The sequence below is a fragment of the Methanosarcina flavescens genome, assembly GCF_001304615.2.
GTDB lineage: Archaea > Halobacteriota > Methanosarcinia > Methanosarcinales > Methanosarcinaceae > Methanosarcina > Methanosarcina flavescens.
On record NZ_CP032683.1, the window covers coordinates 2106491 to 2122329 of the forward strand.

Consider the following 15839-nt stretch of genomic DNA (forward strand, 5'->3'; position numbering starts at 1 on the left):
ATTCAGTCGGAACGATCTGGCTCTTTGGAACTGGCTTCGGTTTGCCTTTTTTCACTGACATGTTTTGCAATCATTACTTCGGTGGATTTAATAACTGCGTAAACCCTGTCTCCAGGATTTATATCCAGTTTTTCTACAGCTTCTTCGGTAACGACTGAGGTTATAATTGAAGGTTCTACCTCAATTGTAATTTTGCAAACAAGCCCGTCTTTTTCCACTTCAAGAACTTTACCTGACAACTGATTTCTGGCTGATAACTTAAAACTAATGTTTTCCCAGGCTGTTTCATCCTCTATTGTTTCATTAATAAGCTGTTTACCTGCCTCATACTCAGCCAGCAACTTTCTACCAAGATCGGTCAGGAAGGTACCCTGCTCCTTTCCCCCACGTACTGTGATGACAGCGGGTTCGCCAAGAGCTTCATTCATTTTTTTAAGCATGGTCCAGGCATGTTTATACGAAATTCCGAGTTTCTTGCAGGCTTTCCGAAGTGAGCGTTCTTCTTCTATTGTCTTCAATAACTCAGCTCTTCCAGCACCCATAACCGTTTTTCCGCCTTCCGTAAACCAGAGCTTTGTTTTTGCTTTCATAGATTCTCACCTTTTACCGGAGCACGTGGACAGAACTTGCCTTGAACTGGGCATAGGCCGGAATCCCGAGAAGAATATTCATTTCTTCCGCCGATTGCCGGATTACAGGGCATTAAGGGAATGCCGCTGTCAAGCTTCACCCTGACAAGAGCTCCCAGCATCCAGACTTAAGTACCCCTACCCTGCAGGGAGTTTCAGACTCTGGATTGTGTGGAAGTTTTACTTAAAGCTATGTTCTCAGGTCTCAGGAAGGTGTGTACCTGGTTCCCATCCTCAATATTCCCTGAAGCGTTAATAAATATCTACCCGGCTTCAATTCTCAGAAATCTGCGGCCCGAAGATATAACCCTGCCACTCAGCATATTCTCAAACCCTGCGAAACTGGCTACACGGCTGTTTTTTATTTATTTTATCTGTCTTTATTCTACAAGCGGCTGCAACTCTTCAGGCATTTTATCTCTTCCTTCAGCAATCGCAGGGACGATAGGCGGCTGTCCGTTTTCTATGAATATCTGCTGACCTGGCTCTTCGAGGAGTAATTTTATAAACTCAGCAGCAAGCTCCGGATTTTCAGCATTTTTAGGAATGGTTACACCATACACGATTGGGGATCCTGTAACTACTTCTCCGTTTTCCATTTGAACCTGGACCTTTGAGTAATTGTCAGCATAGTCGAGTGAACTCAGGTCAATCTCAGGTGGAAATTCTACATATCTAAATCCATGTTGCTCGGCAACGCTCCGGTAGATATAGAGATAATCTATTTCCCCGGTCTCAAGGGCAGAAGAAAGTTCTACTTCCATGCTTCTGAGCATGATTTTATCAGGGTTCAGAGCAATTTCTTCGGATGCAGGAACCTGTACGAGGGCTGTCCCGTTTTTCTGGATAGTAAAAGTTATGCCTGTATTATTCAGGATAAGATCGTCATAGATCTGACTGTCATTATAATATGATTCTGCTAACACAGTTACCATCTGTGACCTGTAGCCTGCAGGGTCGTCATTAGGATTGGAGAAACCAAATCGGACATCAGGTCGCCTGAGAATATCATACCAGTTATTTCCATTGATTGCCTTACTGTACTTACTTTCATTTGTATAAGCAAGGATCATCTGGTTCCTTGCAAAAGCGGAAGACCAGTCGGCATATTCAGGCATCATCATGGACGGGATCAGGGCATAATCTGCAGATGCGAGCACATCAGCATTTTTCCCTAGTTCAGTGATCTTTCTTATACTCTGTGCACTGCCTGCGGCTTCCCTCTGAACATCTACACCCGGATGCTGGTTTTCGAATTCAGCTTCAAGTTCCTCAAACGGTATACTCAGGCTTCCTGCATGGAAAATCGTCAGAGTCTCTCCTCCACCTGCAGCAGCATTTCCAGAGGCGTTTTCCATAGAGTCCGCACTCTTGTTCTCACCCTGATCTCCAACACAACCTGAGCTGGCAAATACAACCAGGATCAGGAGAATTGATATCAATCTGAAAATTCTGGTTTTAACCTTCATGGTTATGTCGTTTTGAATATAACGGATATAAACTTTTTGAGGCAGAATAACTGCTTTTTTACAATAAAAAAGTAATATTTGAGTAGAAAGTGTGCTAAATGCCACAAAAATTACTTTAAAACTGCAAGGGGTCTCCAGGCATTCTTATTTTCGATAATTATGGAGTCTGGAGCGGTTAAATGAAAATATTCTTCTTTTTGACTGATGGAAGTTAAGAGCAGTTTGAATCCAAGTTAACTTGCTTAATATGAGGGAAATAAGTCCATCCCCCAGCAAAGATATTAATAAATGATTGGATTTAAGTAAAAAATCATTTACTCAAATATTAATACAATGAGAATATATAAAAGATAAAATTTAAGAAAATGAATTAATATCTCAGATATTTCAATAAAAAAAGTTGTGCTTGCTTACAATACTAAAGCATTTTGAAGGTTTCTTTATGGACGGTTACAATATTTTCCTTATATTGCTTGCGGTCTACATAGCCGGGCTTGTATCGGTCGGCTGGTATTTTAATAAAAAACAGAAATCTATTACTGACTTCTGGCTTGCAGGAAGGGGAATAGGGCCCTCTCCCCTTGGTTTTTCAGCTGCAGCTTCCTGGCTAACAGCAGGCGGAGTTCTTGCAGTTATCGGGTATTTCATGCTTCAGGGAATGGGATCTATATGGGCTTTTGTAGCTCCGAATATCATTGCCCTGCTCGTAATCGCAGTGCTTGTGAAAAAGATTAAGAACTTGCCAGCAATTACACAACCCGAACTTTTAGAACAGCGCTATGGCAGTATAGTCAGATGGCCTATTGCCCTGATTATCACGGTTGTAATGATTCTCTTTGCAGTTGCCGATGTTACAGGGCTTTCCCTGGTATTGCAGACATTCTACGGTCTTGATCCCTTTTATGCCGCAGCCATTGTTGCAATTGCAGTTTCGATTTACGTGACGCTTGGAGGACTATCTGCAGTTGTCTGGACGGATGTTATCCAGTTTGGCTTCCTCTCCCTTTTCATAATAGTAATGGCTTTTGTTGCAGTAGGGACTGTGACAGATGGAGGGCTTCAGGTGCCTGCAATAAGCAGTTCCGAACTTTTCGGAAGCGTGTCAGGAGACTGGTGGAATCCTCTTTCAATCGGTCTTCCCATGGTACTAATTTTCTGCTTTGCTATCATTCCTGGCTGGATTATTGAGCAGGACCCCTGGCAGAAAGTCTGGGCAGCAAGGGATGCAAAATCTGCCAGTCTTGGAATGATTATAGGGTCACTTATGATCGCTGTGGTTTTCGCGGCATGTGCCGTAATTGCAATAGCCCTCAGTTACATTTTTCCTGATATAGCAGGTATGGGTTTCCCTGCAGGCATGTCCCTTGCAGAACCCGCACTTTTAGCCTTTGTAAGTGAACGTTTTGCCTCTGCACCAGCAGTGATAGCCCTCAGTGCAATAGGACTTGCAGCTGCTTCCATGTCCTGTGCGGATACATTTTCAACCTCAGGAGCCTCCTGTATCTCAAGGGACATCTACCAGAGGTACATAAAGCCAGATGCTACAATGAAAGAAATGATGCTGGTAAACAGGGTCAGCGTACTGTTTATTATACTCGCTGCAACAGCAGGCTCATTCGTAATCCCCAATATCATAGATGCTATTCACATTGCAACTTTCATTGCAAGCTCTTCTTACTTCTTCCCGCTCATGGGAGGGCTGTACTGGAAGCGGGCCACCAAGGAAGGAGCCTTTGCAGGCATGGTAGTTGGTTTTACAGTTCAGGTAGCCCTTGTAGCTCTGGACCTTATAAAGACTCCACCTCTTGCTCCCAGCTATTTGGAAAGCATTCATCCCGTTCTGATGAACCACGGAGTTATCGTGGGAATGTCTCTCAGTGCAATCACTTTCTTCTTAGTATCTCTCATGACAAAACCTTCTAGCAGAGTAAATCTCGCACCCTTTTTTGAAGAGGAAGCAGAAGAGCTTGCCCGCTATGAGGCAAAAGATATCAATGAAAATGATCCTGAGTACAGTGTTTTCCTCAAAAACCTGAATGAAAAAGTTACAGGAGAACGTGCTCATCTCCAGCTTAATCTCCGGGTCTCAGGAAGCCTTAGCTGGCACGAACTGGTAGATAAACTTAAAGCGAGTTCTCCAGCCTGGGTTACGCCTACAGGACTTGACACCATATACAGGCTAACTCATGGGGACATGCTTGCCTGTGTAGCAGTTTCCAGGGGAAGCGGAGAGCAAGATATCTGGCTCAAAGCCGAGCCAAGGCTTGAAACCGTGGGAAGGCAGAAAAGAGAGCTTTTCACTGCCTATGAAGAGCTGAAAAAAGTGCTTGGTCAGAAGAGTGTAAGTCTGGACTTTTATTAAAACGGGGTTCTAATTGAACCTTGTTTATTTTTTGTAATTTTAGCTTTTTAAAGTTTAAGAGCGTTTTTAAGAGTTTTTTTCCGAAATAGAGATCATCGAGTGAGAATACCTCAAAATTATAGACTCCTTTGTATCCTGAAAGCAGTTTCAGGACTGTAAAGTCTGCACAGCCCTTTCCTGGAGCCATGTGCTCATCCCCATCGTATCTTTGTGTCCACTCTCCGCTGTTATCGTGCAGGTGGAGATGAACTATGTACTTTTGCAGGATCCTAACAAATTCTCTGAGTTTTTCAGGATTACCTCCGCAGGTAAGGTTTGCATGCCCTATATCAAAGGTAGCCTTCAAGTATCCGGAATTCACAGTTTCTATTGTCCGGGAAAGCTCCTCTGCCTTACAGCAAAAATTCGAAGGATCTGTATCTTCTTTGTTCTCAAGGCCCAGGATAACCCCGTAATCTTCAGCTACTGAGGCAAGCCTGCTCAGGTTTTCTATCATAGACGAGAACGATTTTTCCCTATCAGTCCCAATTCTGCCCGGATGCAGTACCATAACAGGGGCTCCAGTCCGGTTTGCAAGTGCAATTGATTCTTCCATAAGGGCAAATTCCCTCTTGTCCATCTGTGCAGTATCTATCTGGAGAGCAGATGGATATTTTGAATCTGCAGCCCAGTAAGGAGCATGAATTGTAACTGCAAGATTATAGACTGAAATTTCATCCAGTACCCTGTCAAGCTTTTCCTTTTCAAGTGTCAAATCGTCATAGACCCCAAGCTTGGGAATGTACAGCTCTATGGAATCAACATGTTCCTTTAAATTCCCAGGTGCACCGGCAAAAGATGAAGCTCCTAATATCACGCATTAAGCAAGGAAACTAAATATAAAAATTCTTTTCTGATCCCTGCAGTACTCAAACTGCGAGAAATCCTAAGAATAATTGTTCTGATTGAAGCCAGAATTAAAAGCCTGTGAAAATTCCCTCTTAAAGCTTACTCAGGCAATTTCATGCTCATAATAGGTAAAAACTAGCCAACATATTTATATATAAAAAGATGTTATACGCATAACGATCTAAAATATTTCATAAATATTCTTTTAAAAAAGTATATAGTTTTCTTTAATGAAAATACTTTCTTCCAGCAAACAAACAGTATTAAATAATTTATTGTTTATGATACTGGTAATATATATATTTTATACAGTAAATAAATGAAGAAGTTTATACAACTTACTATTTATGAAAATTAATAATATAAAAACAACACCGGACGAATTTATTAATATAAAAATAACAAATATTTTTTTACTAATTGATAAAAAAATTCACTTGTTACAATCGGAATCTTTATATTATATTGAACGAAGTAAAATTTTTTTATTTATATAAATGTATGAATTTGTTTGTTTTACCCCACCCAACATGTCTTATAAAATTGATTGTATATTATATAGTCCTATAATAATATTTTAAAAGCCTACATATTTCGAAAGGTTTATGAATGATCCTCCCTAATCAAAAAATTAACGCGCGTCATAATCATATTTCTTTGTGATGATATGGCAGACGATTTCAAAAAAATGTACAGCGTTTTTTGAATCCAATTATTACATGTAATAATAAAAAGGAGGAAAATAAATGGAACCACTCGTAAGCATGGGAGTGCTTGCATTAATTGGAGTGGCTGCGACCATTGCAGGTGTATCAGAAGACCTGGAATCGGATATAGGATCGCAGAGTAACCCCAACTCTCAGGTGCAGCTAGCTCCCCAGATGGCATATCCACACAGAATTTTTAATAAAGCCATTTCAGGTGAACCACCATCCAATGCTTTAATGTGTTCAATTGGTGCAGCCGTTGCAACAGTATTAATAAGTGTATTTACGCTATCTCCGCTCTTTGCACTGGTATTCGGTTCTCTCATTGCAGCATGCGTACATGGTACCTTTGCGGTAACTGCTACAATGGGCAGATGTGCCAGTCAGAGTCGGTTCAAGCAGCCGATTTATCTTGATATGATAAGATCCCACGTTCCAGCAATTATGGGATTTGCGTTCATAACGACCTTCTGTGTACTAGTGGTGTCGTATTTAATGACCGTAGTACTCGGACATCCCTTCCCGCTAGCCATGCTGGCCTTTATCTGGGGTATTACTATAGGTGCGATAGGATCGTCAACAGGCGACGTTCACTACGGTGCAGAGCGTGAGTTTCAGCAGTTTGAATTCGGTTCAGGGCTGAACGCTTCAAACTCAGGAAACATTGTAAGATATGCTGAATCAGGGCTCAGGAATGGGTTTGATAACTCCTGGTTCTGTGCCAAGTTCGGAGGTCCTGTCACAGGGATTGCTTTTGGTATGACTGTATTCCTGGGAAGCTGGATAACCACTATTTTTGATCCTACACAGGGCCTGACAATAGGATGGCTCTCTGTTGCTGTAGGTGTTATTATTGTCCTTATTTTAATTATCTGGAACTGGAAGATCGAAGTTGCAGCCCGCAAAGCATTTGGGCCCTACAAAGAAGATAAAGCTGAGGAGGCTTCAGCATGATTGACGCTATCTTAGGAAATATCCTCTGGATAGCTTTCATTGTTATCGGTGGCGTTTTGGTCTCCTGGGGTGTCCACTTCGTGCCCGTAGGTGGTGCACCTGCAGCTATGGCTCAGGCGACAGGAGTCGGTACCGGTACAGTGCAGCTGGCAACAGGTGCAGGTCTTACAGGGCTTGTCAGTGCCGGGTTTATGATGAACGTAACGGACAACCTTGCCCTGATTGCTGCCTCAGGTGCAGTAGGAGCAATGATCATGATCGCTGTGACCATGATTATCGGTACCTGGGTCTATGTTTATGGTGTAGGTGTTGTGCCTTCTTCCGCAAAAGTAAAGACTGACCCTATAACAAAGTACAGACAGGATATTTACGTGTCTCAGGGTACAGAGGGTCACGGGATTCCTACTGTCAGTTTTGTGAGTGGAGTCATCGGGGCTGCTCTTGGTGGGCTCGGAGGATCCTTGGTTTATTATTCACTCATTGAAGTAGGTGTGAATGCTGGGCTGGAACGTGTCGGTGTTACCACTGCAGTCACAGGGAACTCACTTGTAGCACTTGCAGCAATATTTGCAATAGGCATTTTCTTAGTGAACGCTGTAATTCCATCCTATAACATAGGAGGTACAATTGAAGGGTTCCATGATCCGAAATTCAAGAAATGGCCGAAAGCGGTTATTTCTTCCCTCATAGCATCAATACTGTGTGCTATCGTGGCTGTAATTGCAATCGCAGAGCTTGGAGGTATTTAAAATGTCTGTAGGCGGAGCAGGAGGAGAAGCTAAAGGCGGATATCCTGCACAAACAATAATGGCTCTGGGTATAGTCGGTGGTCTAGTCGGAATTTACCTGGGTCACATTGCACCTTCGGCGTATTCCTTCTTCGGAGGCATTGGAGCAATCTGTGCAACTGTCTGGGGTGCTGATGCAGTTAGGCGTGTTGCAAGCTATGGGCTTGGTACAGGCGTTCCATCAATTGGTATGCTAGCTCTCGGTATGGGTATTGTAGCAGCTTTATTCGGGCTTTCCATAGGAGGCATTGCAGGGCCCATAGTTGCTTTCATTGTAGCAGCAATTATAGGTGCCGTTATTGGTGCCCTTGCAAACAAGGTAATCGGCATGGGTATCCCTATTATGGAACAGGCAATGGTAGAAATTGCAGGTGCTGGTACTCTTGTAATTCTCGGTTTGAGTGTAGTTATTGCCGGGTCGTTCGAGTATGCTGCAGTTATCGAAAGTGTTATTGCAACCGGATACATTGCACTGATCTTTATAATAGGCAGTATGGGAATACTTCATCCTTTCAATGCCAGCCTGGGACCTGATGAGAAACAGGACAGAACCCTCATGCTTGCTGTTGAAAAAGGAGCTATTGCGTTAGTTATTACAGGCTTTGCGTCTTCACTCCATGAAGGGCTGCTGACGGCTAGCGTAAACATGCTTGTAGGAATTATCATCTGGTATGTTGCCTTCAGCAAGCACTACGCGCTTATTAAAAGAGATGCGCATGCAGTGGTTGGAACCGGTCTGCTTCCAAGTGCGGAGGAATTGCAATGAGCATTGTTCGTATAGCTCCCGAGATAAACCTGGTCATGGATACGGATTCTGGAGCCGTCACACAAGAACGGAAAGACTCGATTCAGTATTCCATGGAACCCGTCTTTGAGAGAGTGGACAAACTGGATGCAATTGCAGATGACTTGGTGAATTCTCTTTCACCCAGCGAACCGCTCCTTAATTCCTGGCCAGGCCGTGAGAACACCTCCTACAAGGCAGGAATTTACTCTAATGCCTTCTACGGAATCGTTGTGGGTCTTGCCTTCAGCGGACTGCTGGTCCTAATCATATATATTACAAGATTGATGGAAGGGGTGGTGTAAAATGGTAGAGAAGAGAGAACCAGCCCCAGGATGGCCTATCCTGAAAGGTGAATATGAAGTAGGCGATGTTAAGAACTGTGTACTTGTAATTACCTGTGGTTCACACCTTCCAGGAAAGCCAATTCTTGATGCAGGAGCAGCCATTACCGGATCATGCAAAACTGAAAATCTTGGTATTGAAAAGGTAGTTGCTCACATTATCTCAAACCCTAACATCAGATACCTGCTTGTCACTGGTTCTGAGGTTAAAGGGCACGTTACCGGACAGTCGATGTTAGCCCTCCATGCAAACGGTGTAAAAGATAACAGGATTGAAGGAGCAGTAGGGGCAATTCCATATGTGGAAAACCTGAATGCTGAAGCAATTGCTCGCTTCCAGGAGCAGGTTGAGGCTGTCGATCTGATCGATACCGAAGATATGGGCGCTATCACCGCCAAGGTAAGAGAACTCGCCTCAAAAGATCCCGGTGCCTTTGACGCAGAACCAATGATTGTGGAAATCAGTGAGGAGGGCGAAGAAGAAGAAGAAGGCGGCGTTGTAAGACCGGTTTCCGGTGAAATTGCAGTTCTTCGCAGCAGGTTGAAGGCAATTGAAGCCCGAATGATGGATATAGGAAACTTGAATAAGTTCCACTCAGGAGTTCACGCAGGAAAGATTGAAGGCATCATGATAGGGTTGACAGTGACCATATCCCTGCTTGGATTATTACTGCTAGGGAGGTAACGTAAATGTCAGAAGAATATGATAAAGGCGTACCAATGGTGCTTGCTCCTCAGATGGGCGCAATTGATGCTACTGTTGAGAGCATTCGATATAGAGCACAATTGATTGCGAGAAACCAGAAGCTGGATTCCGGGGTTATGTCTACCGGAATAATTGGCTTTGCAGCAGGTTTCCTCTTTTCACTGCTGATGGTCGTTGTACTCCCAATACTGGTCTGGTGAGGTGAAGAAATATGGATGGAAAAGCACCAGCAGCGTTTGTAGAGCCAAGCGAGTTTAATGAAGTAATGAAAAGGCTCGACACGATTGATGAAAAGATTGAGTTTGTCAACAGTGAAATTGCGCAGAGAATTGGAAAGAAAGTAGGAAGAGATATCGGAATTCTGTACGGCGGAGTTATTGGCCTGCTGCTCTTCCTGATCTATGTCCAGATATCATCAATGTTCATATAAATGAGGGATCAAAATGTTCAAGTTTGACAAGAAACAGGAAGTTTTTGAAATCGGTGGAGTTAAGTTCGGCGGACAGCCGGGCGAATACCCAACCGTATTAGTCAGTACCATGTTCTATGCAAGACACAAGATTGTGACTGACGAGGACAAGGGTATTTTTGACAGAGCAGCCGCAGAAAATCTCTGGAACACCCAGGTCTCACTGAGCGATGAAACTGGGCTCCCCTATGTAAACCAGATTGTAGGAGAAACCCCTGAATCAATTAAGCGTTATATCGACTGGTTCGTCGAAATCGATGACAGGACACCTTTCCTGATTGACTCCTCAGCCGGAAACGTGCGTGCAGCAGCAGCTCAGTACTGTACTGAAATTGGTGTTGCAGACAGGGCAATCCACAACTCGATTAACGCAAGTATAGAACAGGAAGAAATCGATGCTCTCACAGATAGCGATGTAACAGCTGCAATCGTTCTGGCTTTCAACGCAACTGATCCGACCGTAAAAGGAAAGATAGATATCCTTGAAGTCGGCGGTTCCGGACAAACCAAGGGTATGCTCCAGGTCGCAAAGGAATGTGGAATAAAGTACCCAATTATCGACGTCGCAGCCATGCCTCTTGGTGCAGGTTCCGGTGCTACTATCCGCTCGGTACCCACACTGAAAGCAAGATTCGGGCTGCCAATCGGCGGTGGATACCACAACATGGCTTCTGCATGGGACTGGCTCCGCAAATTCAAGAAGACTCAGCCTGATCCAAAGGCAATCTACATGCCTTCAGACATTGGTACTAACCTGGTAGCTCAGATTGCAGGTTCGGACTATCTGCTCTACGGTCCTATCGAGAACGTCAACCAGATCTTCCCAGCTGTTGCGATGGTCGACATCATGCTCGGTGAAACTGCAAAGGAACTCGGCATCGAGATCGCAGATCTGGCAGACCACCCGGTAACCAAACTGACATAAACGAATTGGAAAAACTAAAAGAGTCTCAGGACTCAAAGCAGAGGAAATTTTCCTTTGCTTTTTCTTATTTTCTAAACTATTGTGGCTTTTTATCAAGCACTGGCATTTGTTCTCCTAACCCATCTGGCTTTAGTCTTCATGTATTTCTGCCGAATTTTTAGTTCTAATTAACTACTTTTAAATGTACTTTCAGGCAAATTGGGAAATTCTGATTTATGTGAGCCAGAAACTATGCTATAAATGAACATAAAGAAAAAGACTGAAAAGATAATGAAAAGAAAATGATACTAAAAGATCTACGTTATTTCTCAGGAGAAAGTCCCTGGCTGGCTAATTACTCCATCTGAACCTGCCAGGTACTTATGAATCCACTCCCAAACTCGCTTTCTGGGACTGTTATCGCCTTTGAAGATTGTGAGTTATCAGGGAAATCGTTATAACCTGTGAGTTTTTACTCCCGCACTCAGGCAGGAATTGTATCATCTACTCCCAAATCCACAGTTTTTGTAAATGTCAACCTATGTCTTTGAGATTAAATTAGAGTAAATAATCATAGGCTGGACAAACTGTAAGAAAAGGGCGAAATCAACAACACAATCTTCCAGGTTATAGCAGTCCGATTTATATACCAACCTTTTTAATGAACATGTTGTACACTGTCTTAACATATATATATAAAGAATTGTGAACCATTGTCATCTGTTTGCGGTTAGTTATCAAGTTTCTTGCCCGATATTAAAAGAAATCTTAATCTAAATTTGAAATTAAGACCATGTCTGAAAACTTGTGTCGAATTAACTCTTCAGTATTTATAATCACATAAATCATACGATACTCCGGGATTAATGGCTTCTCCTATGGAGTATGTTGGAACCTGTATTAACTCTAATTACTAAGAAATGATACTAAATAGAAAGGTTTAATATTTGGTAGCACTTACCAGTACCTAAACAGGGTTCTAAGTAAAAACTTTTAAGTTCACAGAATATCTCATTGTAAAAGCGTTTTTTCTAGCTTTTAAACCGGAAGCCATAAAAAGTCCTGAACTTGCGGTCACCAAAACGGATCATAGCATAAAGAACCAGGAAACCGGGTATCGGGTGGAAATATGCTGATCAGAAAAAATATATCCCTGGATGATAAGTACCTTAAAAAGTTACAGCCCCTTCTAGATGCCAATAATGGGAATTTGAGCGCTGCAGTCAGGGATACTATTGAGATTGCGGATACAGCTCTTACATATCATAAAAGTATTGATGAAGCAATCCAATTTTTAAAAGAAACTCCTGCAAAAGAGGAGTTAAACGATACAATTCAGAGCGGAGAAAATATCGTTATAAATAAAACAATGCTTGAATGGTTATTCAGGTGTACGAAAGGCAGGCTCACTGATGAAGAGCTTGTTAATGAACTCATCAATCCGTTTGAGATTCACGATATGAAGCAGCTTGAAGATCACCTTAATAGGGTTTCAAGAAGCTATCACTGGGCAATTCGGACTTCAATAAAGTGTGAAGATATTAATAATCCTGAGTCTGCACTGGTAATTATTTCCAATTCTACTGTACATAGCAGAGACTTTTTTGCCCAGCTGGTGGCTCATTTCCTTTCCAAGTGGAAACAGCTCGATGTTGAGCATGTTTTCAGAAGATCAAACTCGACCCAGATTTCTTTCAGAAGGAACTCCTCTACCTCCTCGAACGAGACTATGCCCGGAATTCTGAAGCACTTTGGGTACCTTGATATTTTATGCAGAGAGCTGGACGAAAATACCGAGTTCTGGACTCAGCTAATGTATACTTATAACGTTGAAAGGTTTAATCTCGTGACTCTTCATAGGAACCAGTTTGAAGTTTTTGCAACCGGGGAAGTTCCAAACCCTACAAAAATCCTTGAGCGCTTATGTAAGCAGTCTGTATGTGATATGGCCCTTCCGGATTTACTGGTTCATTTCAGGAGAATGTACCTGGCAACTCAACTTGCCAAGAATATAGAGATTTCCCTTGAACCCGGAAACGAGTCAGTAACCATCTACCATGACTTCAAAGATGAAAGGGTTATCCGCAATCTTGTTGCATACTTCTCGAACATATTCAGGGAAAACGGCACACCTTTTGAGACATCCTCCTATTCAAGCATGATCGAATTCCGATTCTTTCAGGAACGAAAACATGATAGTCTGGACCCCTATCTGATGGAGGATGACAGAAGACACTGAAAACCTTAAAAGAAAATATTAAGGAATATATACTGAAGAGATCTCTGAGAGAGCATTAATGGAAGAAATACCAATAGAGAGATATTAAATAGAGCATTAAAGAAATATTTGAAGAAATCAGAAAGTAAAAACTTCAGCCTGAGCTAAAGTTCTCCCTAAATTTTCGATGTCTAATGCCTGTCATTATATGGCTTACTGCTTTTCGTTATCTAATTCAGCCTTTTGTAACCCCTAAAGGAAGAACTCTTGCGACCTTACGGGCAATGCCAAGCTCATGTACGACATTTACCACCTCACTGCTGGATTTGTATACGCCTGGAGCTTCCTCTGCAATCACTGATGGATGCGCGGCTCTTATCGTAATGCCCTGAGCCTCAAGGTTGTCTTTTACGTTTTGTCCGCGGAATTCTTTCTTTGCTTGTGCTCTGCTCATTACTCTTCCTGCTCCGTGGCAGGCGCTGCCGAAAGAGATATCCATAGCCTCTTTCGAACCGCATAATATAAAGGATGGAGTTCCCATGCTTCCTGGAATCAAAACTGGTTGCCCTACATCCCTGTACACGGCAGGGACTTCAGGATGTCCTGGAGGAAATGCCCTTGTTGCCCCTTTTCTGTGTACATACACTTCTTTTTTCTTGCCGTCCACGGTATGTTCTTCAAGTTTTGCTACATTGTGAGCAACGTCATAAAGCAGGTTCATGCCCAGGTCTTCAGCGTCTCTCCCGAATACATTTTCAAATGATTCCCTCGTCCAGTGCGTGATCATCTGACGGTTTGCCCACGCATAATTTGCAGCGCAGAGCATAGCCTTAAAGTAGTTCTGAGCTTCCCTTGACTGGGCAGGGGCACAGGCAAGCTGTTTATCAGGAATCTCAATCTTATGGTCCTTTACAGCCTTAGAGAGTTCCTTTAGATAGTCAGTACATATCTGATGCCCTGCACCCCTTGACCCGCAGTGAATCATTACAGTGACCTGACCTTCTTCAAGCCCGAAGGTTGAAGCCATTTCTTGATCATAGATTTTATCGACATACTGAACCTCAAGGAAATGGTTGCCGCTTCCTAGCGTTCCTAGCTGAGGTTTACCCCGGTTTCTGGCTTTCGTACTTACATGGGAAGGGTCAGCACCTTCCATATACCCGTTTGCTTCACAATATTCAGTATCAGCTTCCACACCATATCCAGCTTCCACAGCCCATTTTGCACCCTCAAGAAAAGCACAGTCAAGCTCCTTATCTGAAGCCCTGAACCGACTTTTGGAACCAACACCTGCGGGAATATTCTTAAAAAGCTCGTCGGTTAATGTCTTTATGTTAGGAATTACCTCCTCCTTCTGAAGTTTGGTACGAATTAGCCTTACTCCGCAGTTGATATCAAAACCAACCCCTCCAGGGCTGATGATCCCTTCTTCCATGTCAAAAGCCGCTACTCCCCCAATGGCAAAACCATATCCAAGATGGGCGTCAGGCATTGCCATGGAATATTTCTGGATGCCAGGGAGAGTTGCCACATTTGCAATCTGGTCAATAGTCCCGGGTTCAATCCCATCGAGTAAGTTTTCGGATACAAACAGGCGGCCTGGAACCCGCATATTAGGGATATGTCCAATAGGGATTTCCCAGTTATTTTCGGAAAGCTTCCTGACCATATTCCTTACATCCCCCTTCGCATATTCTGTGCTTAAATCGTCAATAGCTATATCTTCGCTCTCTGCCATGATTGATACTCCCTGCTCCTCTATATTTTATGAATATAATTCTGGGACTATTAATTTACCTTCTGTTTCCTGAATTTCTGCAAGTTATTTCTGAAACGTAATCTGGATACATTGTGCAAGGCTGGATTAAGGCTACATTGATTTTTGAAAACGCAATGATATTATTATTTCAATATAACAAAATCGGTCTAAACACGATTGAATGAGCTCAGGACTAGATAACTAAACTTGAGACCTTGTAATGCAGAATAGGATAATTCACATACATGAAGCTATGCATAGTACAGAAGAACTGGAGGAAAAATAGCCAGTTACCGGCGGATAAGGGAGAAAGTTTCTGCTCGCTTAAATATCCACAACGACTTGAACCTTCCAGCCATCGTCGATTTTTGTTATTTCCAGCTGGTTATAAGTAACAGCCTTGATTTCGGTCTCAAAGGGATGGCTTTCGGGATAGTACTCTTCGCCAAGTGCTTGAGCTGTTATCGAGTATTCACCGGCTTCTTCCTTAATTTTCTCAACTTTAAATTCCCTGAAAACAATCTCATCAACTTCAAATACATATAAAAGTTCGGAAAGCCAGTCAACAAGCAGGGATTCCAGGTCAGGTGCTTTGAGAAAAATTTCTTTTTGGGTTTCTCCAGAGACCTGCCCTGTATCAATCATAACATTGAACATAGCGAGAGCCGAATTCTCAAACATTTCTTCCAGGGACTTCCCATAAGCTATGAACTTGATATCTGCGGTATGTTCCAGATATTCATATTGTTTTCCTTGAGATGGCATAGTCAAGTATTGTGCTTTTGTGTACCTTAAACTATTCGCTGCAAAAACCTGTGTAGATCAGAAGAAATTTATAAATCAGGAAAAATTGAGTTT

15 protein-coding genes are annotated in these 15839 nt (G+C 42.7%); 10 read left to right on the top strand and 5 right to left on the bottom strand.

Annotated features, from left to right (window positions below):
- Positions 1-2: 2 nt before the first annotated feature.
- The gene (locus tag AOB57_RS09320) at positions 3-590 is read right to left on the bottom strand and encodes a molybdenum-dependent transcriptional regulator (protein WP_054298312.1); all 588 of its coding nucleotides are present in this window, start codon (positions 588-590) and stop codon (positions 3-5) included.
- A 419-nt stretch (positions 591-1009) separates the two neighbouring features.
- Positions 1010-2098 carry a tungstate ABC transporter substrate-binding protein WtpA gene (gene wtpA, locus AOB57_RS09325; protein ID WP_054298372.1) on the bottom strand — a complete coding sequence of 363 codons (1089 nt, stop codon included), beginning with the start codon at positions 2096-2098 and terminating at the stop codon, positions 1010-1012.
- A gap of 442 nt (positions 2099-2540) precedes the next feature.
- Between wtpA and AOB57_RS09330 the strand changes: the two genes are divergently transcribed.
- Complete coding sequence (locus AOB57_RS09330; RefSeq protein ID WP_054298311.1) at positions 2541-4460, top strand: sodium:solute symporter family protein; 1920 nt, start codon at positions 2541-2543, stop codon at positions 4458-4460.
- Here the strand turns inward: AOB57_RS09330 and AOB57_RS09335 are convergent.
- Positions 4396-5316, bottom strand: a complete 921-nt coding sequence (locus tag AOB57_RS09335; protein ID WP_082384147.1) for a sugar phosphate isomerase/epimerase family protein — start codon at positions 5314-5316, stop codon at positions 4396-4398. The genes AOB57_RS09330 and AOB57_RS09335 overlap by 65 nt on opposite strands.
- A gap of 778 nt (positions 5317-6094) precedes the next feature.
- Here AOB57_RS09335 and mtrE point away from each other — a divergent pair.
- The 9 genes from mtrE to AOB57_RS09380 all read left to right on the top strand — a co-directional run bounded on the left by mtrE (position 6095) and on the right by AOB57_RS09380 (position 13243).
- Entirely contained in the window at positions 6095-7009 is a 915-nt protein-coding gene (gene mtrE, locus AOB57_RS09340) for a tetrahydromethanopterin S-methyltransferase subunit E (RefSeq protein WP_054298310.1), read from the top strand.
- Positions 7006-7758, top strand: a complete 753-nt coding sequence (mtrD, locus tag AOB57_RS09345; protein ID WP_054298309.1) for a tetrahydromethanopterin S-methyltransferase subunit D — start codon at positions 7006-7008, stop codon at positions 7756-7758. The genes mtrE and mtrD overlap by 4 nt, the downstream gene beginning before the upstream one ends.
- Position 7759: 1 nt before the next feature.
- Positions 7760-8563 carry a tetrahydromethanopterin S-methyltransferase subunit MtrC gene (gene mtrC / locus AOB57_RS09350; protein ID WP_054298308.1) on the top strand — a complete coding sequence of 268 codons (804 nt, stop codon included), beginning with the start codon at positions 7760-7762 and terminating at the stop codon, positions 8561-8563.
- The gene (locus AOB57_RS09355) at positions 8560-8886 is read left to right on the top strand and encodes a tetrahydromethanopterin S-methyltransferase subunit B (RefSeq protein ID WP_054298307.1); all 327 of its coding nucleotides are present in this window, start codon (positions 8560-8562) and stop codon (positions 8884-8886) included. Before mtrC ends, AOB57_RS09355 begins: the two co-directional genes overlap by 4 nt.
- Before the next feature lies 1 nt (position 8887).
- Complete coding sequence (gene mtrA / locus AOB57_RS09360; RefSeq protein WP_054298306.1) at positions 8888-9610, top strand: tetrahydromethanopterin S-methyltransferase subunit A; 723 nt, start codon at positions 8888-8890, stop codon at positions 9608-9610.
- Positions 9611-9615: 5 nt separating this feature from the next.
- Positions 9616-9831 carry a tetrahydromethanopterin S-methyltransferase subunit F gene (locus AOB57_RS09365; protein ID WP_054298305.1) on the top strand — a complete coding sequence of 72 codons (216 nt, stop codon included), beginning with the start codon at positions 9616-9618 and terminating at the stop codon, positions 9829-9831.
- A gap of 11 nt (positions 9832-9842) precedes the next feature.
- Entirely contained in the window at positions 9843-10061 is a 219-nt protein-coding gene (gene mtrG, locus AOB57_RS09370) for a tetrahydromethanopterin S-methyltransferase subunit MtrG (RefSeq protein ID WP_054298304.1), read from the top strand.
- A gap of 13 nt (positions 10062-10074) precedes the next feature.
- Entirely contained in the window at positions 10075-11025 is a 951-nt protein-coding gene (mtrH, locus tag AOB57_RS09375) for a tetrahydromethanopterin S-methyltransferase subunit H (RefSeq protein WP_054298303.1), read from the top strand.
- Positions 11026-12133: 1108 nt separating this feature from the next.
- Positions 12134-13243 carry a hypothetical protein gene (locus AOB57_RS09380; protein WP_054298302.1) on the top strand — a complete coding sequence of 370 codons (1110 nt, stop codon included), beginning with the start codon at positions 12134-12136 and terminating at the stop codon, positions 13241-13243.
- A gap of 214 nt (positions 13244-13457) precedes the next feature.
- Here AOB57_RS09380 and AOB57_RS09385 read toward each other — a convergent pair whose 3' ends face one another.
- Positions 13458-14960 carry an RtcB family protein gene (locus tag AOB57_RS09385; protein ID WP_054298301.1) on the bottom strand — a complete coding sequence of 501 codons (1503 nt, stop codon included), beginning with the start codon at positions 14958-14960 and terminating at the stop codon, positions 13458-13460.
- Positions 14961-15305: 345 nt separating this feature from the next.
- On the bottom strand, positions 15306-15746 hold the full coding sequence (locus AOB57_RS09390; RefSeq protein ID WP_054298300.1) for an archease: 441 nt from the start codon (positions 15744-15746) through the stop codon (positions 15306-15308).
- Positions 15747-15839 lie beyond the last annotated feature (93 nt).